The organism is Enterococcus sp. ARL09-542, from assembly GCF_005234805.1.
GTDB lineage: Bacteria > Bacillota > Bacilli > Lactobacillales > Enterococcaceae > Enterococcus_D > Enterococcus_D gallinarum.
In genome coordinates, this window is record NZ_QPQX01000007.1 from 67,692 (window position 1) to 90,813 (window position 23,122).

The following is a 23,122-nucleotide window of genomic DNA, read 5'->3' on the forward strand; positions in this document are numbered from 1 at the left end:
GCTTATTCTTCTCGTGCATAAGTAACGAGGACCTGCAGAGCCGCGGGTGCTATCTAATGATCATTCGGATATGTTATTTGTTGAGACTCTTACATCTTTTAGTGTTCAGCGGCATCTAAAATTTGCGCTTGTAGACGTTGTGCTGTAGGCGTTGTGGCCAACCCGCCCTCGGCTGTTTCTTTAAAAATACTTGGCATTTGCCGTCCTACTTGGTACATCGCGTGGACGACCTCATCCGGAGGAATCACACTTTCGATTCCTGCTAAAGCCATATCAGCAGAAATAAATGCTTGTGAGGAACCGAGAGCATTTCGCTTCACGCAAGGAACTTCGACTAACCCAGCGACAGGATCACAAATCAATCCCATCATATTCTTTAGTGTAATGGCTACTGCTTGAGCAGCTTGATGTCCGCTCCCACCCTTAGCACAGACGAGGGCTGCTGCTGCCATGGCACTGGCAGAACCAACCTCCGCTTGACAACCGCCTTCTGCTCCGGATATCGAAGCATTGTTCGCAATGACTAGTCCGAAGGCTCCGGCAGTAAAGAGGAAATCGATTTGTTGAGAACGAGACAGCTGCAAACGATCGCGAACAGCCATCAGCACACCAGAGACAACACCGGCACTCCCAGCTGTAGGAGTGGCACAAATCAATCCCATTTTGGCATTGACTTCATTGACAGCAATGGCATTTTGAACGGCTTGCAAGATCGTCTCACCACTTAGAAAATCACCAGCCTGTATATAATCATTCATTCGTGTGGCATCGCCACCGGTTAATCCCGTCACAGAGGTCACTCCAGCAACGCCCTCGGCAACGGATTGTTCCATGACCGTCAGGTTTTTGTCCATTAGTGCAATGACTTGCTCGCGAGTGCGCCCTGAGTTTTCGCATTCGACCGCAATCATCATCTCTGCAATCGATGCATAATTTTTGCTTTGAAGAACAAGATCTTCAATCGTATAAAACATGACGAATCCTCCTTTAATCGAAATAAGCCGCACTATAAACGTGGGGCAGTGCTTTGATTTGTTGTGCCAATTGATCATTTCGTTCATCCACTTCAATGATCATAATGGCTTTTTCTCCTTTGGACTCTCGGGTAACAGTCATCGTACCAATATTGATTTGTGCCTCAGAAAGTAGATTCGTGACACGTGCGATCATTCCGGGAACATCTTGATGAACGATGACATAGGTAGGGGTACCTAAAGTCAATGAGATTTTAAAACCATTCAATTCAGAAATTTGTATATTCCCACCGCCGATTGAAATGCCGGTAACGGACATTTTGCGGTCACCTTTTTTTAAAATCATTTTGACCATATTCGGATGTTCGGCTTTTTCGTTTTTCGGAACAAAGAGTACTTCTAGACCTTGCTCATAGGCTAACTTTAATGAGTCAGCAAGGCGCTGATCATCGGGCTCCATTCCTAACAAACCGCCGACAAGTGCAATATCTGTTCCGTGGCCGCGATAAGTTTTCGCGAAGGACTCATACAAAAGGATATCGACACTGTCAGGCTGTTCGCCAAAGATGTGGCGCACGATTTTGCCAATTCGAGCAGCACCTGCGGTATGGGAACTGCTGGGTCCAACCATAATTGGTCCAATAATATCAAAGACACTTCGGTATTTTAAAGGTTCCATTCTATTCACCTCATTTAATTGATGGGAGAAATCCAGATGTAGTTTAGCATAAAATATGGAGAAATAGAGCAATGAGTGGAACTGTATGGGATTTTTTTAATCTTTTTTTTGTTTTACCGATTTTCTCCATAAAAAGCAAAAAAATTCGCCAAGAGTTCTTGCAAATTTCTTTTGAGATGCTATAATATCTCAGTGTGCATTATTCACACGTTTTTTGTGTGCGCACATGATTCACTAAAGTGGGAGGAGAAATATGGATCTCCAATTAACCACATCACGGACTCAAGGAGGTATGTCTCGTGGCAAAAAAAGTAGAAAAAATCGTTAAATTGCAAATTCCTGCAGGTAAAGCAACACCAGCTCCGCCAGTAGGTCCTGCACTAGGTCAAGCGGGTATCAATATCATGGGATTCACAAAAGAATTCAATGCACGTACAGCTGATCAAGCAGGCTTGATCATTCCAGTAGTGATCTCTGTATACGAAGACCGTTCATTCACATTCGTTACAAAAACACCACCAGCAGCAGTATTGTTGAAAAAAGCAGCAAACGTTGAAAAAGGTTCAGGCGAACCAAACAAAAACAAAGTTGCAAAAGTTTCACGCGATCAAGTAAAAGAAATCGCTGAATTGAAAATGGAAGACCTAAACGCAGCTGACGTTGAAGCAGCTATGCGCATGGTTGAAGGAACTGCACGAAGCATGGGGATCACTGTAGAATAATTTTTACAGACCCTAAGGAAGTAGCTTCTCAGTCGGCTCTATATTGAAAAATATGGGACACGTGGGAGGTTCTACCGTTATAACCACATCAAGGAGGAAACAAAATGGCTAAAAAAAGCAAAAAAATGCAAGAAGCATTGAAAAAAGTTGACGCTGCAAAAGCTTATTCAGTTGAAGAAGCAGTAGCTTTGGCAAAAGAAACAAATATTGCAAAATTCGACGCAACGGTTGAAGTTGCTTACAAACTAAATGTCGATCCTAAAAAAGCGGACCAACAAATCCGTGGTGCGGTCGTACTACCAAACGGTACTGGTAAAACACAAACAGTGTTAGTTTTTGCGAAAGGTGAAAAAGCCAAAGAAGCAGAAGCAGCTGGTGCTGATTTCGTTGGAGACGACGACATGGTTCAAAAAATCCAAGGCGGATGGTTCGATTTTGATGTTGTTGTTGCAACACCAGATATGATGGCAACTGTCGGTAAACTTGGTCGTGTTTTAGGTCCTAAAGGTTTAATGCCAAACCCTAAAACTGGTACAGTTACAATGGACGTAACAAAAGCTGTTAACGAAGTAAAAGCTGGTAAAGTGACTTACCGTGTTGACAAAGCTGGTAACGTTCATGTACCAATCGGTAAAGTTTCATTTGAAGATGACAAATTAGTTGAAAACTTCAAAACAATCCACGAAACTTTAGTAAAAGCTAAACCATCTGCAGCGAAAGGTCAATACATGAAAAACATTTCTGTAACGACAACTTTCGGACCTGGTATCCATGTAGATCAAGCTTCTTTCTAATTTGAATAAAAAACAAAACTTTTGTTGACTTGGCTGCCTTATCTATGGTAAGGTAGTCAAGGTTAAAAGTTTAACTGTACCGAAGACAGTAGGTGACGTCAGTCTTAATTTCCTACCGAGGACGTTTATTGAGAAACTTCAATAGTCCCTCTATGTCTACGGTGGCATAGAGTTTTTTTGTTTTTATCTCTTGATAAAGACAAATGAAGACAGAAATGTTTTCTTGAAACTCTTCCATCAAAATCAGGAGGTGAAATTTAAAATGAGTGAAGCAGCTATCGCTAAAAAAGCCGCAATTGTGGATGAAGTGAGTGAAAAATTCAAAGCAGCCGCATCTGTAGTAGTCGTTGACTACCGTGGATTGACTGTTGACGAAGTAACTCGTCTACGTAAACAATTACGCGACGCAAACGTTGAAATGAAAGTTATCAAAAATTCTATCCTTTCACGTGCTGCTGAACAAGCTGGTCTAGAAGGTCTTGGTGAAGTATTCACTGGCCCGACTGCTGTAGCGTTCAGTAACGAAGACGTTGTCGCACCTGCAAAAATCATGAACGATTTTGCTAAAGAGGCTAAAGCATTAGAAATCAAAGGCGGTATCATCGAAGGCAAAGTTTCTTCTTTGGAAGAAATCACAGCATTGGCAAAATTGCCAAACCGCGAAGGACTTCTTTCAATGTTGCTGTCTGTGCTACAAGCACCTATCCGCAACGTGGCTTACGCTGTCAAAGCAGTGGCCGAAAAAGAAGAAGATGCAGCTTAATTGCCGCATAATCACACTATAAACTAAACTATCTAATTAAATGGAGGAAAACAAAATGGCATTGAACATTGAAAACATTGTCGAAGAGCTAAAAGGCGCGACAATCTTAGAATTAAACGACTTAATTAAAGCTATCGAAGAAGAATTTGGCGTATCTGCTGCTGCTCCTGTAGCTGTAGCTGGTGGAGCTGGCGACGCTGGTGCTGCTGAAGAACAAACTGAATTCACTGTAGAATTGACTGCAGCTGGCGACCAAAAAGTTAAAGTTATCAAAGCAGTTCGTGAAGCAACTGGTTTAGGCTTGAAAGAAGCTAAAGCTGTAGTTGACGGAGCTCCTTCAGCAGTTAAAGAAGGCATCTCTAAAGACGAAGCTGAAGCATTGAAAGCTGCTTTAGAAGAAGTTGGCGCTTCAGTAACAGTTAAATAATCATTTTTGATTTTTTTGAGCTAGAATTCCTTTTAAGTAAGGGTTCTAGCTCTTTTTTTGTTTATGATTCTAATTTCAGTTTGAGAAAATGACGCTGTCTTACTATTAGTGATCCGTATTTTTGTTGAGGCGTCGAGGACTTTTTATAAAAAAACAAGCCTAAGACTAGCGCTGAGCGCCGCTGACTTAGGCTTGTTTATTTTTTGCGAAATTGCTGAACAAGAAAAATGAAGATAAAAAAGAATAATGCTTCCCATAAAGTAGTTGTCCAACTAAAGGTACGACTGATCCCAAAAAAAAGATTCCCAATATTGGATACGACCAAATAGATGACCGTAGCAATCAATGAAAAAATTAAGCGTTTTGCCATCATAATTCCCCCTTGCCTTTGATTGTAACAATTGACTGACGAGAGAGCAATTATTTTAAGAAAAGGCTCCTGTCAAAACGAAAAAAAGATGCGCCATTCTTTAATTGTTTTGGGTGCTTTCAGGCGTGAGAGCAAAGAGGGGAGCTCTATAAATTTTTTTGATTTTCCCAATCAGTTCATTGATTAATCAAGAGGAACATCAAAAATCCAGCCAGCTGGAGCCTTGCGCTCACCAAATTGGATACCCGTCAATTCATCGTATAGCGCACGAGTTTTAGGACCGACCTCCGTTTCACTGTAAAACACATGGAAAGACTCTCCATTTTGGATTCCGCCAATAGGTGAAATAACCGCAGCGGTTCCACAAGCGCCTGCTTCAACAAAGCGATCCAGTTGATCCACATACACATCTCCTTCGACAGGTGTTAATCCTAAAGCATGTTCTGCAAGATAAAGGAGAGAATATTTGGTGATACTAGGCAAAATTGATGGCGATTTTGGTGTCACGAATTCATTTTCGGCCGTGATCCCAAAGAAGTTAGCGGACCCCACTTCCTCAATTTTTGTATGTGTTTCAGGGTCTAAATAAATGCAATCTGAAAAATTCCGTTCATGGGCTTCGTATCCTGGTAATAAGCTGGCAGCATAATTTCCGCCTACTTTTGCAGCGCCGGTACCATTTGGTGCTGCACGGTCATAATCTGAAACAATAAAGTTCGTTGGGGCCAGCTCGCCTTTGAAATATGATCCGACCGGCATGCAAAAAATAATAAACAAGTATTCTGGCGCAGGTGCAACGCCGATATTCTCGCCTACACCAATCAATAGCGGCCGTAAATATAGAGTAGCCCCGGTACCGTAAGGCGGTACAAATTCTTGGTTTGCTTTGACCACTTGATTGACCGCATCGAGGAACATCTCTTCGGGAACGAACGGCATACGCAAGCGACGAGCGCTTCGATTCAATCGTTTACTATTCTCATCTGGACGAAACAAGTTGATCCCGCCATCTGGTCGTCGATACGCCTTCAAGCCTTCAAAGCATTGTTGACCGTAATGCAATGCTGGAGAACCTTCATGAATATGCAGAATATTATCTTCAGTCAATGCTCCTTGTTCCCAAGAGCCATTTTTCCATTTTGCGACAAAGCGCCAAGGGGTTTTAATATACGAAAACCCTAAATTTTCCCAATCGATTTGCATAGAGTCACTTCCTTTTTTAATTTTTCCTAGTATAGCATGGAACGCCCATCAAGTCATTATTTTCTGAAAATTCATCGCAATGATTTTCATTTCTAACATCATGATGAAAGCTTATTACTAGAGACTTTATATTCACAGAATTTTTTTTCAAGCCTATCTGGAGCTCTGCAGTTGTTGATAAAAAGGGGGAAGGATTTTGGCAGAACGTCGAGCACTTTAGATTGTATTTACGGAACAGATATGCTTCAATAAGGGTAGAAAAAAATCGATTAGGAGGACTTTCGGTGATCAAAGAAGCGGTTTCTGAAATCCAAGGTGTCCTGGATGCTTATCAGCGACTGGCACCAATCATGATCCATACACCTGCCGCACCAAGCAATATTCTTAGCGCAGAAAAGGCAGGAGAAATTTATCTGAAACTAGAGAATCTGCAGCGTACAGGATCCTTTAAGGCGCGAGGGGCCTACAACAAATTAGCAACATTGACAGAGGAAGAGAAAAAAAGAGGGGTAATTGCTTGTTCAGCAGGTAATCATGCGCAAGGTGTTGCACTAGCAGGCGCCCTGCTAGGGATACATGTACGGATCTTTATGCCGCTTCAAGCAGCGAAGACAAAAATAGAAGCAACGAGAAATTATGGCGCTGAAGTGATCTTAGCAGGAGAGACATTCGACGATACAAAACAAATTACTTTGGAAGCGATGTCACGTAGCGGTGAGGTCTTTGTCTCCCCCTTTGATGATCGAGCGGTAATGGAAGGGCAAGGAACGATTGGGTTAGAGATTTTACAAGATTTGCCTAATGTGGATAATGTCATCGTACCGATCGGTGGAGGCGGCTTGATCGCAGGCATTGCGTTAGCAATCAAACAATTACGCTCGGAAACTAATATTATTGGTGTTCAATCTTATCAAGTACATGGGATGATTTCCTCTATATGGCGACAAGAACTGATAGCCAATCGCAGCAGTAAGACATTGGCAGATGGGTGCGATGTGGCTTTGGCTGGAGAATTGACTTATGAAACGTTGCGCTCGCGCATAGATGAAACCGTTTTAGTTGAAGAGAAAGATATCGAAACTGCCATCCATTATTTGGCTTTAAAAGAAAAAGTGATTGCTGAAGGGGCAGGTGCTCTGAGTACGGCTGCTATCCTAAGCGGACAAATCGATCATTTGCTGAAAGGCAAACGAACAGTCGCAATCGTTTCAGGCGGGAATATCGATTTCTCTGTTTTTAAAGAAATCATTTAAAAAAAGATGATCTCAGACCAACTAGTCGTCTGAAGATCATCTTTTTTAGTCCGTTTTCGATCCAGTTTTCAGAGGAGAAGAAACGTTTACTAAAAACTGCGACCGCCGCCGCCAAATGTTCCGCCGCCGGAAGAATGAGTAGTGGTGCCACCGCCAAAACCGCCGCCGCCATTATTTTTAGGTGGACGTGGGATTCGGCGAGTCGTTACGAAGGAGTTGACCAGACGATCTTCTTTTTGAGTCAATTTGATGCTGGATTTTTCTTGGTAAGGGTATTTGTATCCACCCATTTTTAATTGGTATCTTGATTTGACAATGATGAAAAAAGCAATACTGATCACTGCAGCTACCAATAAGCTAATGCCGATTTCTAAAGGGGTCAGCACTTTATAATAAGTGATCTTGCCTGTCTCACGATCCACATGATAGTGACCGCCGGGAACCCCCGCTTCTACATAGCTGGCTGCATTCTCCAAGTAGACCCGGGCGGCTTGATAGTAATTACCCGCCGTCATCTGATCATAAATATTATCCAACATATCATCAAGACGAGCGTCGTTGATATAATCGAGCATATTTCCTGAGGTGGACACATGAAGATTACGGTTGCCCATATCGATCATCAATGCCGAGCCATTCTGATCATTTCCGATGCGATCGGCGAGAAAACGGTCGGTGGTATATTCAATATCGTCAATTTTGTTATTTGTCGTTGCGATAAAAACTTCACCTTTGATTTTCTCATTCAACTGATCGGCTTGTTCGCTCAAACTCTGGATTTCGGAGGGAGTAAAAAGACCAGCGTTATCAGTAACGGTATTTTCTGCTGCCACGCCAGTGACCGTCGTCAGTAGAAATCCGGCAACCATTAGGAAAAAACAGGAAAATTTTCTCATAGGAAATATCCTCCAATCATCCCTAGAATCGCAATCACAGCAAAAATCGCTGCACTCGTAAATCCTAAGCGTTTGTAACTGATGGGCAAGACACCGCTGACTTTACCGGTTTGGCCATTCATCGCATAATAAAAAGCATTCTTATTCGGATCATCTGCCCGATAAGTGACCAGCCAGACTGGTAGTAGGACGTAATGATTGGTTTCTTTCGTGATCTCAATGTCCCGCTGGGTCCGATTGAAGCTTGTATAACCATTAACGGTACTGCTTAGGAGATTTTCAGCATAACCGGAAAGTTCCTGTTGTACTTCATTCTTAAGTGCTTGATACTCAATGTCGCGTTTTTCTGCTTGAAATCCTGCCAGATACTGGCTGCGAAAGTCAACGGCCTTATCCAATGGGAAAGGCTGGACCCCGGTAACCATTTTTTGTTGGACATTCTTGGATAAAGCGTTTTTGATCAGTTCATTGATACGCATTTTTCCGCGTCTGGAAACAGCAAATTGTTTGTGTTCTGTATATTCGATCTCGCCGACACGCCAAATTCTTAAAGAAGTTCCAGTTCCAGATAGTTGGCCATCTAGTTCGGCATCGATCCTCCAGTAGGGGAAATAAACACCGGTCAATTTTTCAACTTGCGCTTGATCGAAGAAGTCTCTTGGTACGAACCATTTTTTTTGTGCCCATTCCAGAAATTTAGCGGTTGCTTCTTCTTTTTCGATTGCAAAAGGTAAAACTTTGTTAGGTAAGAATTCTCCAGAAAGACGGCCGGAAAGGACGACTGGATTGTGGCAGAAATAACAGTAAGTAGCTGCTGTCGTAGCATCAGTGACGATCTCTGCGCCGCAGTTAGGACAAAGGAACAAGTCCATTTGGGCCGCCTTTTCTTCGGTTTTTTCTGTGATAGCTTCTTTTAGCGCCGGTTCCGTATCATCAGTGATCGGCTGATTTTCCGGCGCAGTCCCATCTGCAAGTTGGGCTTCTTTTTGTTTTTGTTCAAAGGCTGTTACTTCTGCTTCTGTAAAAATACTCAAACAGAAGGGGCAGTGGAATTTTTGATCACCAGGATCAAAGGTTAGCGCACCGCCGCAGTTGGGGCATTTATGCGTAATGACATCCATTTAAGTTCCTCCTTCATTTAGTCTAAAGGAACTCCCTTAAATGGCTTGCCGCAGTTGGGACAGAATTTCGGGATTCCATTTGCTAAATCAATTATTTCACTACATTCTGAACATTTCATTTGTAAACTTGGGGTTCCTGTAGGTTTTGCTGTACCGCAATTGCTGCAGAACTTACCCGTATTGCTTGTTCCACACTGAGGGCAGTCCCAACTATCGCCATTGTTTTGTTTCTGCTGATTTTCTTGGTTTTGCTGGATTTGTTGCTGATTGTTTTGAGCTGCTTGATTCAAGTAACCGCCAGTTGTGTTCATCCCCATGCCCATACCAACAAATCCGGTTGTTGCACCGGCAGCATTACTACCTGCGGATTCCATCCCACGTGCGATCGAACCTTGAACATACCCTTCACGAACATTTGGGTCACCCAACATGGCACCTTGATTACGCATGTTGATCAGTTTCACTGAATCATCCGTATAAGAGATGCTTGCAACAGCGACTGAAACGATTTCCATTCCTCGCAGTTCGCGCCAACTGTCGTCTAAAACCTCACCCATGTATTTGCTTAATTCCATACTTTTTGATGGAACATAGGAGATGCGCTCGCCATCCGCTGACATTTTGTTGATGGCTGTCTGTAAAGCAGTCAGAAACTCTGCTAAATATTGTTCGTTAATGTCATTGATGTCAACTTGTGTTTTATTTTTTGGAATCGCGTTGGTGTAGAATAAGATCGGATCAGTAATTCGCAATGAGTAATTTCCATGGGCTCTTAGGAATAATTCTGCATTATAAAAGTTGTCAAAATAATTTAATGGAGAAGAAGTCCCGAAGCGGATTCCTTTGATTTCTTGCAAATTGATATAGAAAACTTGTTGTTTTTGAGGTGTTACGCCACCAAATTTGAAGCGATTAAACGTTTCAGAGATGGCATCCTTTAAGGAACCGTTGAACATGGAAGGAGCCAAGTCATTTTTGACAGTATAGTAGCCTTCCTCTGCTGTATAATCAATGATTTTTCCACCATCGACCAGCAGCATCATCATATTAGGGTAGACGTGGATTACAGATCCATCTGTTATGACATCCTCCGTTCCTTTTCGGTTCGAACCGCGTTTGTCATTGCGCCGTACCTTCACACCTTTAGTCATCACTGTCGTGTCGCCCATATTGTCAGGTTCGAAGACCTCTAGCCATTGGTCGGCAAGACCTCCGCCAATCGTGCTTGTTGCAGCTTTGATAATACCCATTTTCAGTCCTCCTTACAAATTTTCATCATCCAATGGATGAATGTACATTCATTATACCATAGCTCCGTATTTTCTATGTATTAGACCAAAGTTGTAGAAGTGTAGGCAAAAGTTGAATAAAAAATCGTCTATAAAACAATACTTTTTTCAAAGTATCGTTCTCTAGGATGTGCGGATTTTTATTAAAAGATTGCTCCCTTAAAAAATCATTTCTTTTTCAGCAGATAGGCAACTCAAGGTAGTTTTTTTTGTAAATATTACGTATAATAGATAATAGCGAATTTTGAAAAGAGTGAGGAAAAATATGGCCTATCAAGCATTGTACCGTGTATGGCGATCCCAACGGTTCGAGGATGTCGTTGGACAAAAAGCAATTACGCAAACCTTGAAAAATGCGATCGAGCAAAATCAAATTTCGCATGCTTATTTATTTACCGGTCCTCGGGGAACAGGAAAAACGAGTGCTGCCAAAATCTTTGCAAAAGCAATCAATTGTCCAAACCAAGTCAATGGAGAGCCCTGCAATGAATGCGAGATGTGCCGTTCGATCACAGCTGGTACGCAAGAAGACGTTATCGAAATCGACGCAGCCAGCAACAATGGGGTCGAAGAGATCCGCTTTATCCGAGACCGTGCAAATTATGCACCAACACAAGCTGAATATAAAGTATATATCGTGGATGAAGTTCATATGTTGTCGACCGGCGCCTTCAACGCGTTACTGAAGACGTTAGAAGAACCACGAAAAAATGTAGTGTTTATTTTGGCGACGACAGAGCCGCACAAGATTCCTGCAACGATCATTTCTCGAACGCAACGATTTGATTTTAAGCGAATCAATACGCAAGATATCGTTGATCATCTAAAGACAGTTTTAGACGGCAGTCAAATTGCCTATGAAGAAGAAGCCTTGCAAGTGATCGCACGAGCCGCAGAAGGTGGGATGCGGGATGCGTTAAGTATCGCTGACCAAGCTATTGCCTTTAGTGATGGCAAAGTCACGACTCAAGACGCATTAGAAGTAACCGGCAGTTTGTCTTATGAGATGATGGACCGTTTGATGCAATTTTGCGAAGACCAAGCAGTACCAGATGCATTAGAGACATTGCGCCAGCTGCTGTCTTCGGGCAAAGAAGCACGGCGGTTGTTGGAGAACTTGCTGGTCTATTGTCGTGACTTGCTCTTATATCAGCAGGCACCACAATTATTAGAAGAAAAATCACTGCAGATCACACCAGGCTTCAAAACTTTAGCTCAGGCAGCTACTGCAGATCAAATCTACCATTGGATCACTGTTTTGAATGAGACGCAAAACGAGGTGCGATTTACCAATAATCCGACCATTTATTTGGAAGTAGCAGTTGTTAAACTAGCAAATCAGAGGAGATTGCCAGCTTCAGGAGAAGTTTCGGTGTCGAATCAAGAAGTTCAGCAGCTTCGTCAAGAAATTCAGAAGCTGCAGTCAGAAGTACGAAAACTACAAGAAAACCCATCGGCGGCCAGCAGTGAACCGGTCAATCCACCTGCCAAGAAGACCAAAAATAGCAGCACTTTCCGAGTGCCGAAAGAACGGGTCTTTCAAGTCTTGAAAGAAGCCACAAAAAAAGATCTCGCAAATGTGCGGAACATTTGGGATGATCTGTTGATGTCATTGTCGGTGACACAACGAGCAATGCTCCACGCGAGCGAAGCAAAAGCAGCCAGTGCATCTGGTGTAGTGATTGCCTTTGATTATGAGATTGTCTGTCAACGAGCAGCCAATGACCAAGACTTGCAGCTGACATTGCATAATCAAATTTCACGAATGATATCTGATTATGCACCGCAAGCCGTGTTTATCACGAAAGAAAGCTGGCCAATCTTACGACAAGAATTTATTACTGGCGGACAAACCTTCAATACAGGCGAATTAGATGAAGGGGAAGCTGAACCAGAACCAACTACGGAAGAACCTGAAAATGAAGTCGTCGTTACCAAAGCCCAAGAGCTTTTTGGTGAATTGGCGAGCATCGAAGAAAATTGAGAGAATTGGAGTGAAGAACAATGATGCGAGGCATGGGAAATATGCAAGGCATGATGAAGCAAGTACAAAAAATGCAAAAAGAGATGGTAAAAGAACAAGAAGCCCTAAACAGTAAAGAATTTATCGGCGAGTCAACAAATGGCTATGTGAAGGCAACTTTTACAGGTGATAAAAAATTACGCGATCTTTCGATCGATCAAGCAATCGTCGATCCGGAAGATGTTGACATGTTACAAGATATGCTGATCTTGGCAGTAAATGATGGATTAACTAAAATTGAAAAAGAAACCGAACGGACTATGGGTAAATACACTAAAGGAATCCCCGGTTTATAAAAGGAGAAATGTGGCGTGCAGTATCCAGAACCGATCGCACGATTAATCGACAGCTACATGAAGCTGCCAGGTATCGGACAAAAAACAGCAACTAGATTGGCTTTTTATACGATCGATATGAAAGATGAAGTCGTCAATGAGTTTGCTAAATCACTGTTGAGCGTCAAACGTGATCTGCATTTTTGCAGTATTTGCGGAAACATTACAGAAGGAGATCCCTGTGAGATCTGCAGTGACCCTTCACGAGATAAAGGCACGATCTTAGTAGTAGAAGAACCAAAGGATGTCATGGCGTTAGAAAAAGTCCGTGAGTACCATGGGCTCTATCATGTTTTGCATGGTGTTCTGTCTCCAATGGAAGGTACTGGACCAGAAGATATCAATATTGCTCCTTTGATTCAGCGTCTGCATGATGACCAAGTGAAAGAAGTGATCATTGCTACGAACGCCACGACAGAAGGTGAAGCTACCGCGATCTATCTTTCCCGACTGATCAAACCAGCGGGGATCAAAGTGACGCGGTTGGCTCACGGTTTATCTGTCGGCAGCGATATTGAATATGCGGACGAAGTGACATTGCTTAAAGCAGTGGAAGGAAGACGTGAATTATAAGAAATTGGAGGCAACAAGGGTGAGTGGACTGTTCATAACCATTGAAGGACCAGATGGCGCTGGCAAAACCAGTGTTTTAGAAGAATTATATCCTCGTTTGCAGCTAGAAGCCAAACGAGACATTGTTAAAACGAGAGAACCAGGCGGTGTAAAAATCGCAGAAAAAATTCGGCGGATCATACTGGATCCCAAAAATTCTGAGATGGATGAACGGACTGAAGCATTGCTGTATGCTGCTGCAAGACGCCAACATTTGATCCAAGTGATTTTACCAGCATTGAATGAAGGCAAAATCGTGATCTGTGATCGATTTGTAGATAGTTCTTTAGCTTATCAAGGGGCAGGGCGCCGGATCGGTATTCCTGAGATTGCACGTATCAATGAATTTGCCACCGAAGGCACGGAGCCTGACTTCACTTTGTATTTGGATGTCGATTCGGATACAGGTTTAAGAAGGATTCAAGAGCATCGGGCTCATCAGTTGGATCGCTTGGACGCGGAAGGATTAGAATTTCACCAACGAGTTCGTCATGCTTATTTGAAGCTGGCAGAAGAAAATCCTGTACGCATCCATAAGGTTGATGCTAGAATGGGATTACAAGATGTCGTTGAGACAAGTTTTTCAGCAATCGTTGAAGCATATCCTTCCTACTTCAAAACAATGTGATCGCTGACGACAATAATAAGGAGATGATCTCATGAAATTGATTATGGCAATCGTGCAAGACAAAGACAGCAACCGATTAGCAAATGAATTCATTGATGCCAACATTCGCGCTACGAAACTTTCATCTACCGGCGGATTCTTAAAAGCCGGCAACAGTACATTTATTATTGGTCTTGAGGATGAGCGGGTCCAAGACGCATTGGAACTGATCAAGAAAACCTGTCAGTCTAGAAAACAATATGTTTCCACACCAATGTCGTTAGACATCTCACTTGATGGGCAAGTACCTTATCCAGTGGAAGTAGAAGTTGGCGGTGCAACGGTTTTTGTTCTACCAGTCGATGGCTTCCATCAATACTAAAAAGGAGCAGACCATGGAGGAACTTTTTTTACAAGAATATCAACCTCTGGTTTTTGCCCAACTGAAGAAAAGTGTCGAGCATGGGCGGATTGCCCATGCTTATCTTTTTGAAGGCGATGCAGGAACGGGCAAACATGAGATGAGTTTGTGGCTGGCGAAACGTCTCTTTTGTACGAATGTTCAATCAGATGAACCTTGCGGATCTTGCAGTAATTGTTTGCGGATCGCTCAAGGGGAGCACCCGGACGTACTCATGGTGGAACCAGATGGACAGACGATCAAAGTAGATCAAATTCGTCAATTGCAAGAAGAATTTTCTAAGAGCGGCTTCGAAAGTCGCTTGAAAATCTTTCTTCTTTCTCAATCAGAAAAAATGAATACAAGTGCAGCAAATAGTTTACTGAAATTTTTGGAAGAACCTGTAGGGAATTTCTTAGCGATTTTAGAAACGGAAAGTGTTGGACGGATCTTGCCGACGATCCAGTCCCGTTGTCAAATCATTCATTTTTCACCATTGGCGAAAGAAAAATTGCAGACAAAGCTGCAAAAAGAAGGACTTTCTCAAGAGAGTAGCCGTCTTTTGAGTTACTTGACAAATAGTTATCATAAAGCAGTTGAAATCTCCCAAGAGGAATGGTTTAATGAAACTAAGGATGCTGTTGCACAATGGGTGAAGTATCTCTTGAAGAAAGATCCGCAAGCGTTTATTTTCGTTCAAAAAAAGCTGCTCGCTTTAGCAAAAGAAAAAGAACAGCAGAGAGTTATTTTTTCGATTCTGTTATTTTATTTTCAGGAAGAACGAGACCAGTTATTGGCACAAGGCTTATGGGGAAAAGAGATCAATCTTGCCATCGAAGCTGCCTTGCAAGCCCAAAAGAAACTGCAAGCGAATGTAGCTTTTCAAGGCGTTGCTGAACAATTTTCAGTGAAGATCATCTATGGCATAACAGTACCCTAAAGGGGGAGCAATGTTATGATAGAAGTAGTCGGTGTACGCTTTCGCGCTGCGGGACAAATCTATTTTTATGCGCCTGAGAAGCGAGATTACACGTCGGGGGAACGAGTGATCGTTGAATCACAAGAAGCAAAGTTTATGGCGACCGTCGCGATTCCTAAGCAGTTGATCGATTCGCAAGATTTGCCTTATGACATAAAGCCAATCATTAGACAGGCCACGCCTAAAGATATCGAGAAAGAAAAGAAAAATCGTCAAGATGCTGAAGAAGCGCTGATCATTGGCAAGCAGAAGATTCGAGCGCACAATTTACCTATGAAACTTGTTAGGGCAGAATATACATTTGAGCGGTCAAAGATGCTGTATTATTTTACAGCGGATGGTCGAGTTGATTTCCGCGAACTAGTCAAAGATTTGGCGAGTCATTTTCATACAAGGATCGAGTTGCGACAAATCGGTGTACGAGATGAAGCAAAGGCGATCGGCGGAATTGGTCCATGCGGCCGCAAGCTCTGCTGTTCGACGTTCTTAGGCGATTTTATCCCTGTCTCGATCAAAATGGCCAAAGATCAAGGGCTGTCTTTGAATCCGACGAAAATTTCCGGGTTGTGTGGTCGTTTGATGTGCTGTTTGAAGTATGAGAATGATGAATATGAACAAGCAAAACGAGAATTACCGGATCGCGGCAAAGAAGTTGAGACTCCGGATGGAAAAGGAAAAGTAGTCGGTCTGGATTTATTGCAGCGCATTATCAAAGTCCGTTTGTACGATCGACAAACGCCCATAGACTATGAATATGAAGAACTAGTGACAAAATAAGTAGGTGACCATAATGAGCATGGACAAGCGATCGATTTATGATGGATTGAATCAGTTAGAAAATGAACTGCAAAATTCGTTGAATAACTTAGCAGAGATGAAACAGTCTTTGCAAGAAATCGTTGAAAAAAATACGACGCTAGAATTAGAAAATCAACGTTTACGGGAACATATCCGTGAATTGAATCAAGTGGCCGAAGCGCCCGCAGAATCGGTCAAACAAGAATTGTCCAAATCGCGAATGAATTTGGAAAAGATATACGAAGAAGGATTCCATGTTTGTTATGACTTATATGGATCTAGAAGAGAACATGATGAACCGTGTGCTTTTTGTCTTGAAGTGATCTATCGAGAAAGCGGACGATAATAGGAAATGACCAGCGCAGGTGGCTGGTCTTTTTTTGAAAGTAGGGAAAGTATGCAGAAACAACAAAGCTATAAACAATCGAATGGAACGCTTTATTTAGTGCCGACACCAATCGGAAATTTGGAAGACATGACCGTTCGTTGTGTCAAAATTTTAGGGGAAGCCGATTTGATTGCCAGCGAAGATACTAGGAATACCCAGAAATTATTGAACCATTTTGAAATAACGACACCGCAACGAAGTTTGCATGAACACAATTTCAAGGAACGTGTGCCGCAACTCATCGATCAATTGCTAGCTGGAAAAATAATTGCACAATGTAGTGACGCAGGGATGCCATCGATCAGTGATCCTGGTCATGAATTAGTCAAAGCGTGCATTGCAGCTGATATTCCAGTGATTGCCTTGCCTGGTCCTACAGCAGGATTGACTGCTTTGATCGCTTCTGGTTTGTCTCCGCAGCCCAATCTTTTTTATGGCTTCTTACCTCGAAAAAAGAAGGAGCAAAAAGAAGCATTGGCTGAGCTGGCGAACCAGCCGGCTACGATGATCTTTTATGAATCACCTTACCGCTTGGCAGCGACGATCGAAAATATGATTACTGTTTTTGGTGCAGAACGTTCTGCAGTCATCTGTCGAGAGTTGACAAAAATCCACGAGGAATACTTGCGAGGTTCTTTAAAGGAACTGTTGGACTATCTAGGGGAAAATACAGTCAAAGGAGAGTGCTGCCTTTTGGTTGAGGGATCGACGGACTCTGTCGAAATCGTTTATGATGGAAGCCTTAAAGAGCAAGTAACAGCTCTGATGGAGACCGGGATGTCTTCTAAGGAGGCTATCAAGGAAGTGGCGAAACGCAATCAAGTAAAAAAACAAACGGTCTATCATGCCTATCACTTAGACGCTTAACCGATGCCTGTGCATCGGTTTTTTTGAATAATGAGTTTCATTTTTAGTGGCATGGATGATTGGGTGAAACCGTCACAAAAGGACATGATATACTAGTTTAAAAAGGAGAAAAAGATGAACATACGAGACATGCAAAAAGCGATCTATCAAAACAAAATTGATCATCAATTTAATGTCACCAATATTGAAAAGGAATTTTTGTCATTATATGGTGAAGTGGCTGAAGCTTTTGATGCTTATCGCAAAAAACAAAATGTGGGGGAAGAATTGGCAGATGTAGCCATCTACCTTCTCGGTTTAGCGGAGATCTTATCGATTGATCTAGACGGAGAGATTCAGAAAAAAATGAAAATCAACCAAGCCCGCCGCTATACCAGTTATGGCAATGGGTATGCAAAACGAATCGATGAATGATGGTTCGTCATTCGATTGAACTGACAATGAATTGTTAAAGGAAGTGGGAAACGAAATGACAACCAACTTAAGCATACGTGAGCTAACAGAAAAAGATTTAAAGGAAGCTGTTGAAATGTATATTGCAGTCTTTTCAGCGGAGCCATGGAATGATCAACTGACCGTTCCTCAAATTACAGAATATGTGTCATCCATGATGGCGATGAATACTTATATTGGCTATTTTCTAACGGACTCATTGACCAATGAAAAGATAGGGTACTCGTTAGGCTTTATTAAGCCGTGGTACCAAGGAAAAGAATATGTCATCGATACCTTTTTAATTGCTGGCAAGCATCAAGGGAAAGGTTTCGGCTCTGCTTTTTTAGAAAGGATCAAAGAAGAGTTGGTCAAAAAAGGCATTCCCACGATACTATTAGATACAGAAGAAAAGATCCCAGCTGCCGATTTTTATAAAAAGAATGGCTTTAAGCCTTTGACGGATAATGTGACTTTTTATGCGTCGTTTTGATCGCCATTACCCAAGAAAGCCATCAGTCGAATTGCGAATGTTAGATTTCATAACATATAAAGTGAGCTTTTTTCAGAATAATTGCAAAAATTTAAAAAAACACTAGCGATCTCCTGGATAAGATGGTAGGATATCTAACATAAAAGGGAGTGATTGGAATGGGAACAGGAAATAGTGGGTTTATTTTGGTTTGCAGTGGGATGGTTTTTTTAATGACTCCTGCGCTAGCTTTTTTTTATGGTGGATTGGAAAGGCGAAAAAATATCTTGAATACAATGATGATGGTGATTTGCACCATGGGACTAGCTTCAGTTCTGTGGGTGGCGGCTGGGTATTCGCTTTCTTTCAGTGGTACCGGTGCGTTTATCGGCAACATCGATAAGTTATTTTTCCAGCAAGTTTCCATGACGGACGGAGAAGGGATTCCTGAAGGATTGTTTGCGGCTTTTCAAATGATGTTTGCACTAATCACAACAGCGATCATTACCGGATCAGTCGTAGGACGAATGCGTTTTTCAGCTATTTTCTTATTTATTGGCTGCTGGCTGTTTTTGGTTTACTTTCCGATGGCCCATATGGTTTGGGGTGGCGGCTTCTTAGATGCTATCGGTTCGATTGATTTTGCAGGAGGCAACGTTGTCCATATTAGTTCAGGAATCAGCGGTCTCGTGCTAGCATTAGTCGTGGGTAAGAGACGCGAGTTTCATCAAACGGAGTATCGTCCCCATAATATTCCATTTGTCGTACTAGGTGCAGGGTTGCTATGGTTTGGCTGGTTTGGCTTCAATGCTGGATCAGCATTAGCTGCTGACGGGATCGCCATTCAAGCGTTGTTAACGACCAATACGGCAGCCGCAGCTGCGATGCTCTCCTGGATGTTGATTGAAAAAGTTCTATTAGGGAAGCCAACCATTGTCGGAGCTTGTACCGGAGCTGTCGTGGGTCTGGTAGCAATTACTCCTGGCGCAGGTTTTGTTTCCCTTTGGTCATCCTTTGTGATCGGGGCATTAGTGAGTCCGTTTTGTTATTACTTTATTTCGGTCATCAAGCATCGCTTAGGTCTGGATGACGCTTTGGATGCTTTTGGTTGTCATGGGATTGGCGGAATCTTTGGTGGAATCATGACGGGGATTTTCGCTGATCCTGCTGTCAATCATCAAACTGGGTTGCTCTATGGTGGAACAGAATTGTTCATTGCGCAGATCATTAGTATCGTATTTACGATTCTTTTTGCGGGGGGCATATCTTTTCTATTGATCCATGTGATCAAACGCGTGCTACCGATCCGGGTCACAGAACAAGAAGAAGCTATTGGAATGGATCGCAGTGAACATGATGAAACAGCTTATCCAACGTTCATGGGGCTGGATTCATAGATGGAGGAATGCAGATGAAAAAAGTAGAAGCGATCATTCGACAAGAAAAATTAGAAGAATTAAAGGCAGCTCTTGATCAAATAGATATGGCTGGAATGACGGTGAGTCAAGTATTGGGCTGTGGTAATCAAAAAGGGGTCAAAGAATTTGTTCGGGGACAAGCAGTGATTACGACACTTTTGCCTAAAGTAAAGGCGAGTTTTGTTGTAGAAGATGAAGAGGTTGAAGCAATCATTGAACTGATTTTGTCTATCTGCCATACAGGTGAAGTAGGTGATGGTAAAATTTTTATTTACCAAATCGAAGAAGCAGTACGAATCCGAACCAATGAACGAGGCCCATCGGCGCTGTAAGTCTAGACGTTTTTAACGAATCGAACCAAATTTGAAGTCTTAAATCATAACGGGAAGCAAAAAGAATTTCTGTCTTTTTTACAGGGATTCTTTTTGTTTGCAACAATCGCCGATGCTTAGAATGAGCCTCTTGATAGGGAACTTCTGTTCGTTTATAATAGAGGAGAATGGAGTGGTGAAGATGGCTGAGTTGCGTTTTCCGTTAAAAAACGATACGTCTCGGAAAATCATCCATATCGATATGGATGCCTTTTTTGCATCAGTAGAAGAAAGAGACAATCCTGAATTGGCTAAGCATCCCTTAGTGATTGCCCGCCACCCAAGTGATACTGGGGGTAGAGGTGTCGTCACGACTGCCAATTATAAAGCACGTCAGTATGGGATCCATTCTGCAATGAGTGCGCAAAAAGCCTTTGAATTGTGTCCTCATGCCGTCTTTATACCTGGCAACCATCAGAAATACCGCGAAATTTCTCAGCAAGTCCGAGAGATCTTTGGGCGCTATACCGATGTGATTGAACCGGTTTCTATCGATGAGGCTTATCTGGATGTGACCGTCAACAAGATCAACTGTCCTTCAGCGATCAAAATTGCTCGCATGATCCAGCAAGACATTTGGCAGACGACCCAGCTTACTTGTTCAGCAGGCGTCAGCTACAATAAGTTTTTAGCCAAATTATCTTCGGATTTTCACAAACCCCGGGGGTTGACGGTAGTGATGCCGGAAGATGCCGTGGTCTTTTTAAAAAAATTACCGATTGACAAATTTCATGGTATCGGTAAGAAGACAGTGCCGAGAATGCACGAATTAGGGATTTATAAAGGATCTGACCTTTATGAATGGAGCGAAATGGCATTGATCCAAGAATTTGGAAAAATGGGCTACTCGTTATACCGGAAAGTTCGAGGAATCCATGATTCTCCGGTCAGTGTGACGAGAGAACGCAAATCAGTCGGAAAAGAACATACGTATGGCAATGCGTTAACCACAGAAGATCAAGTCATCAGTCAGCTAAGAAACCTGGCAGAAGAAGTAGAAAGATCATTGAAACGTACGCAAAAACACGGAAAGACTGTGGTGTTGAAAGTGCGTTATGCCGATTACTCCACCATCACAAAACGGGTCACGTTGCCAGAGTATATGCACAAGAAAGAAGCTATTTTTTCACAAGCTAGTTTGATTTGGGAGGAGATTCTAGGAATCGAAAAAGGGATCCGCTTATTGGGGATCACAGTTACGAATCTTGATCCATTAGCTTATGAAAATATCGTATTGCCTTTGTGGGAAACAGAATAAAATATATGGAGGCGCATAATGACGACAAACAGTCAATGGAAAGCGTTACTAGAGGAATTCATGGCACAAGAAAATCCAGCACGAAAAGTTCAAATGCGGGCGTACATGCGGAACCAATTTGACTTTTTAGGGATTCCGTCACCTGTACGCAAACAAATACAAAGACCTTATTTTGCTGCAATGAAAAAGGCCGCCATCGATTGGGCATTTGTTGAAACCTGTTGGCAACTACCTTATCGTGAAATGCAATATGTAGCTATCGACTATCTGGTAACGATGCAGTCGGTCCTCCAACCAGACGAACTGGAGAAAATAAGTGAATTAGTCCTTCAAAAGTCTTGGTGGGATACTGTTGATGGCTTGAATAAAGTTGTTGGTGGGCTGACTATGACCTACCCGGAGTTGAGCCAAAAGATGCTTGCTTGGAGCAAAGCAGAAAATTTATGGCTCCGGCGCATCGCCATTGACCACCAACTGCTTAGAAAAGAAAAAACCGATCGCGAGCTTTTAGAGACGATCCTTTTAAATAATTTAGGTAGCGATGAATTCTTTATCAATAAAGCGATTGGCTGGAGTTTGCGCGATTATGCTAAAACAAACCCTGAGTGGGTGCAGGCTTTTCTGTTAACGCACAAAGATCAGTTAGCTCCGTTAAGTATCAAAGAAGCAAGCAAACATTTGTAATGATGGTGTGTTTTATGATCAAAATAAAAGGGAATGTGCCATAAATCTCCTACAAGTAACACTATCCGAACATTAATTATTATTGCTCCTGCGGTGCAGGGACTCCTCGTCGCAAAAGTCAGAGGAATCTATCCTAGCAACAGACTATTATTCGGTTTAACTTGTTGGATGATGACTTATGTCACAGTCCCTTTTATCTTTTGTATCAGTTTGAAAACTGAAGTTTATTCAAGTCGTCAAATACTCTTTTTGATTTGTTCATAGCTTTTTTCTGCGTCTTTGCATTTGTCCCAAATCACCGCTTCGCCTAGTGCTAGGGATTTAGGAACATCAATGATTCGTTGATTGCTGCTACCGCGAAATTGCAGATTCAAATTGCGTTTGCTCAATTCGAAACGGCCATCAACTAGGATATCGATGCGAGACAGCAACTCAAGCTTATCTTCTGTTTCCAACAGTAGTTCCTCGAAGGTGTAACCAGACCAGCTCCAAATATCTTTGCCATGACCGAACTCGGAACGGACTCTGTTTACCACTTGCAGACATACTTCAGTATTCAAAAAAGGTTCGCCGCCCAATAGTGTTAGTCCCTGAACATAATCGTGCCGCAAATCTTCAATGATCTGTTCTTCGAGTTCTGCTGTGAATGGGGTGCCATAGCGGAAATTTTGGACTGCTTTATTGAAACAGCCTTCGCAAGCAAATAAACAACCACTGACATACAGGCTATTGCGGATACCTTCGCCGTCAACAAAGTTGAAGGCTTTATAATCTGCAATATGATTTTGACTATACTCTTTTGCTTGCCATTCTTTGGGGCGAGGATTTCTCATGTGCAAAACTTCTTTCTAACTATTCGATTATTCGATAAAAATGTCCTTCGCGACTGTAGCAAAAACCATTAGAAAGCACAAATGCGCGAGCAATTCCAGCACTCGTTTTCTGCGGACTCCTGACCAACAGTTGTCAGTTAGAAAGAAGCAGAAT

The 23,122-nt window shown here is 42.4% G+C and carries 28 protein-coding genes and 1 other annotated feature; of the genes, 20 read left to right on the forward strand and 8 right to left on the reverse strand.

What is annotated here, in order from left to right; translation table 11 throughout:
* Window positions 1-98: 98 nt before the first annotated feature.
* Both sdaAA and sdaAB read right to left on the reverse strand, forming a co-directional pair.
* A complete protein-coding gene (sdaAA, locus tag DVW06_RS09335; RefSeq protein ID WP_003127075.1) occupies window positions 99-974 on the reverse strand; it encodes an L-serine ammonia-lyase, iron-sulfur-dependent, subunit alpha in 876 nt (291 codons plus the stop codon).
* A 13-nt stretch (window positions 975-987) separates the two neighbouring features.
* Window positions 988-1,653, reverse strand: a complete 666-nt coding sequence (gene sdaAB / locus DVW06_RS09340) for an L-serine ammonia-lyase, iron-sulfur-dependent subunit beta (protein ID WP_021151063.1) — start codon at window positions 1,651-1,653, stop codon at window positions 988-990.
* Between the two features lie 299 nt (window positions 1,654-1,952).
* Between sdaAB and rplK the strand changes: the two genes are divergently transcribed.
* The 4 genes from rplK to rplL all read left to right on the forward strand — a co-directional run bounded on the left by rplK (window position 1,953) and on the right by rplL (window position 4,359).
* A complete protein-coding gene (gene rplK, locus DVW06_RS09345) occupies window positions 1,953-2,375 on the forward strand; it encodes a 50S ribosomal protein L11 (protein ID WP_003127077.1) in 423 nt (140 codons plus the stop codon).
* 104 nt (window positions 2,376-2,479) lie between these two features.
* Window positions 2,480-3,169 (forward strand): 50S ribosomal protein L1, encoded by a 690-nt coding sequence (gene rplA, locus DVW06_RS09350; RefSeq protein WP_003127078.1) that lies wholly within the window; start codon window positions 2,480-2,482, stop codon window positions 3,167-3,169.
* Between the two features lie 61 nt (window positions 3,170-3,230).
* Window positions 3,231-3,357: a sequence feature (ribosomal protein L10 leader region), on the forward strand.
* 74 nt (window positions 3,358-3,431) lie between these two features.
* Complete coding sequence (gene rplJ, locus DVW06_RS09355) at window positions 3,432-3,932, forward strand: 50S ribosomal protein L10 (protein WP_003127079.1); 501 nt, start codon at window positions 3,432-3,434, stop codon at window positions 3,930-3,932.
* 55 nt (window positions 3,933-3,987) lie between these two features.
* Window positions 3,988-4,359, forward strand: a complete 372-nt coding sequence (rplL, locus tag DVW06_RS09360) for a 50S ribosomal protein L7/L12 (RefSeq protein WP_003127081.1) — start codon at window positions 3,988-3,990, stop codon at window positions 4,357-4,359.
* Between the two features lie 196 nt (window positions 4,360-4,555).
* Here rplL and DVW06_RS17205 read toward each other — a convergent pair whose 3' ends face one another.
* Together DVW06_RS17205 and DVW06_RS09365 are read right to left on the reverse strand one after the other, a co-directional pair.
* The gene (locus tag DVW06_RS17205) at window positions 4,556-4,729 is read right to left on the reverse strand and encodes a hypothetical protein (RefSeq protein ID WP_005472376.1); all 174 of its coding nucleotides are present in this window, start codon (window positions 4,727-4,729) and stop codon (window positions 4,556-4,558) included.
* Window positions 4,730-4,912: 183 nt separating this feature from the next.
* The gene (locus tag DVW06_RS09365) at window positions 4,913-5,932 is read right to left on the reverse strand and encodes a branched-chain amino acid aminotransferase (RefSeq protein ID WP_003127083.1); all 1,020 of its coding nucleotides are present in this window, start codon (window positions 5,930-5,932) and stop codon (window positions 4,913-4,915) included.
* Window positions 5,933-6,216: 284 nt separating this feature from the next.
* Here DVW06_RS09365 and DVW06_RS09370 point away from each other — a divergent pair, with 284 nt between their 5' ends.
* A complete protein-coding gene (locus DVW06_RS09370) occupies window positions 6,217-7,185 on the forward strand; it encodes a pyridoxal-phosphate dependent enzyme (RefSeq protein ID WP_003127084.1) in 969 nt (322 codons plus the stop codon).
* Window positions 7,186-7,274: 89 nt separating this feature from the next.
* Here the strand turns inward: DVW06_RS09370 and DVW06_RS09375 are convergent, their stop codons facing one another.
* The 3 genes from DVW06_RS09375 to DVW06_RS09385 are packed head-to-tail and all read right to left on the reverse strand — an operon-like array spanning window position 7,275 to window position 10,452.
* The gene (locus DVW06_RS09375) at window positions 7,275-8,081 is read right to left on the reverse strand and encodes a TPM domain-containing protein (RefSeq protein ID WP_003127085.1); all 807 of its coding nucleotides are present in this window, start codon (window positions 8,079-8,081) and stop codon (window positions 7,275-7,277) included.
* On the reverse strand, window positions 8,078-9,202 hold the full coding sequence (locus DVW06_RS09380) for a hypothetical protein (RefSeq protein ID WP_003127086.1): 1,125 nt from the start codon (window positions 9,200-9,202) through the stop codon (window positions 8,078-8,080). The genes DVW06_RS09375 and DVW06_RS09380 overlap by 4 nt, the downstream gene beginning before the upstream one ends.
* Window positions 9,203-9,219: 17 nt before the next feature.
* On the reverse strand, window positions 9,220-10,452 hold the full coding sequence (locus tag DVW06_RS09385) for an SPFH domain-containing protein (RefSeq protein WP_005472382.1): 1,233 nt from the start codon (window positions 10,450-10,452) through the stop codon (window positions 9,220-9,222).
* Between the two features lie 304 nt (window positions 10,453-10,756).
* Here DVW06_RS09385 and dnaX point away from each other — a divergent pair, with 304 nt between their 5' ends.
* The 15 genes from dnaX (at window position 10,757) to DVW06_RS09465 (ending at window position 22,135) form a co-directional block, all read left to right on the forward strand.
* The gene (dnaX, locus tag DVW06_RS09395; RefSeq protein ID WP_137264579.1) at window positions 10,757-12,475 is read left to right on the forward strand and encodes a DNA polymerase III subunit gamma/tau; all 1,719 of its coding nucleotides are present in this window, start codon (window positions 10,757-10,759) and stop codon (window positions 12,473-12,475) included.
* 20 nt (window positions 12,476-12,495) lie between these two features.
* Window positions 12,496-12,810 carry a YbaB/EbfC family nucleoid-associated protein gene (locus DVW06_RS09400; protein ID WP_003127089.1) on the forward strand — a complete coding sequence of 105 codons (315 nt, stop codon included), beginning with the start codon at window positions 12,496-12,498 and terminating at the stop codon, window positions 12,808-12,810.
* 15 nt (window positions 12,811-12,825) lie between these two features.
* The gene (gene recR, locus DVW06_RS09405; protein ID WP_003127090.1) at window positions 12,826-13,422 is read left to right on the forward strand and encodes a recombination mediator RecR; all 597 of its coding nucleotides are present in this window, start codon (window positions 12,826-12,828) and stop codon (window positions 13,420-13,422) included.
* A gap of 19 nt (window positions 13,423-13,441) precedes the next feature.
* Window positions 13,442-14,089, forward strand: coding sequence for a dTMP kinase (gene tmk, locus DVW06_RS09410; protein WP_003127091.1), 648 nt, complete (start codon window positions 13,442-13,444; stop codon window positions 14,087-14,089).
* A gap of 31 nt (window positions 14,090-14,120) precedes the next feature.
* Window positions 14,121-14,450, forward strand: coding sequence for a cyclic-di-AMP receptor (locus DVW06_RS09415; protein ID WP_003127092.1), 330 nt, complete (start codon window positions 14,121-14,123; stop codon window positions 14,448-14,450).
* A gap of 13 nt (window positions 14,451-14,463) precedes the next feature.
* The gene (gene holB, locus DVW06_RS09420) at window positions 14,464-15,408 is read left to right on the forward strand and encodes a DNA polymerase III subunit delta' (protein WP_003127094.1); all 945 of its coding nucleotides are present in this window, start codon (window positions 14,464-14,466) and stop codon (window positions 15,406-15,408) included.
* A 15-nt stretch (window positions 15,409-15,423) separates the two neighbouring features.
* Window positions 15,424-16,224, forward strand: a complete 801-nt coding sequence (locus tag DVW06_RS09425; protein ID WP_003127095.1) for a PSP1 domain-containing protein — start codon at window positions 15,424-15,426, stop codon at window positions 16,222-16,224.
* Window positions 16,225-16,243: 19 nt separating this feature from the next.
* Window positions 16,244-16,591: a DNA replication initiation control protein YabA gene (locus DVW06_RS09430; RefSeq protein WP_003127096.1), complete on the forward strand. Its 348-nt coding sequence runs from the start codon at window positions 16,244-16,246 to the stop codon at window positions 16,589-16,591.
* Between the two features lie 51 nt (window positions 16,592-16,642).
* Window positions 16,643-17,500: a 16S rRNA (cytidine(1402)-2'-O)-methyltransferase gene (rsmI, locus tag DVW06_RS09435; protein ID WP_003127097.1), complete on the forward strand. Its 858-nt coding sequence runs from the start codon at window positions 16,643-16,645 to the stop codon at window positions 17,498-17,500.
* A gap of 114 nt (window positions 17,501-17,614) precedes the next feature.
* Window positions 17,615-17,914 carry a MazG-like family protein gene (locus tag DVW06_RS09440; RefSeq protein WP_003127098.1) on the forward strand — a complete coding sequence of 100 codons (300 nt, stop codon included), beginning with the start codon at window positions 17,615-17,617 and terminating at the stop codon, window positions 17,912-17,914.
* 55 nt (window positions 17,915-17,969) lie between these two features.
* Complete coding sequence (locus DVW06_RS09445) at window positions 17,970-18,425, forward strand: GNAT family N-acetyltransferase (protein WP_137264580.1); 456 nt, start codon at window positions 17,970-17,972, stop codon at window positions 18,423-18,425.
* Between the two features lie 158 nt (window positions 18,426-18,583).
* The gene (locus DVW06_RS09450) at window positions 18,584-19,801 is read left to right on the forward strand and encodes an ammonium transporter (protein ID WP_005472395.1); all 1,218 of its coding nucleotides are present in this window, start codon (window positions 18,584-18,586) and stop codon (window positions 19,799-19,801) included.
* A 14-nt stretch (window positions 19,802-19,815) separates the two neighbouring features.
* Entirely contained in the window at window positions 19,816-20,154 is a 339-nt protein-coding gene (locus tag DVW06_RS09455; protein WP_086269243.1) for a P-II family nitrogen regulator, read from the forward strand.
* Window positions 20,155-20,335: 181 nt separating this feature from the next.
* Window positions 20,336-21,451 (forward strand): DNA polymerase IV, encoded by a 1,116-nt coding sequence (dinB, locus tag DVW06_RS09460; protein WP_005472399.1) that lies wholly within the window; start codon window positions 20,336-20,338, stop codon window positions 21,449-21,451.
* Window positions 21,452-21,469: 18 nt separating this feature from the next.
* Window positions 21,470-22,135: a DNA alkylation repair protein gene (locus tag DVW06_RS09465; RefSeq protein WP_021151044.1), complete on the forward strand. Its 666-nt coding sequence runs from the start codon at window positions 21,470-21,472 to the stop codon at window positions 22,133-22,135.
* 236 nt (window positions 22,136-22,371) lie between these two features.
* Here the strand turns inward: DVW06_RS09465 and nrdG are convergent, their stop codons facing one another.
* A complete protein-coding gene (nrdG, locus tag DVW06_RS09470; protein ID WP_003127104.1) occupies window positions 22,372-22,968 on the reverse strand; it encodes an anaerobic ribonucleoside-triphosphate reductase activating protein in 597 nt (198 codons plus the stop codon).
* Between the last annotated feature and the right edge of the window lie 154 nt (window positions 22,969-23,122).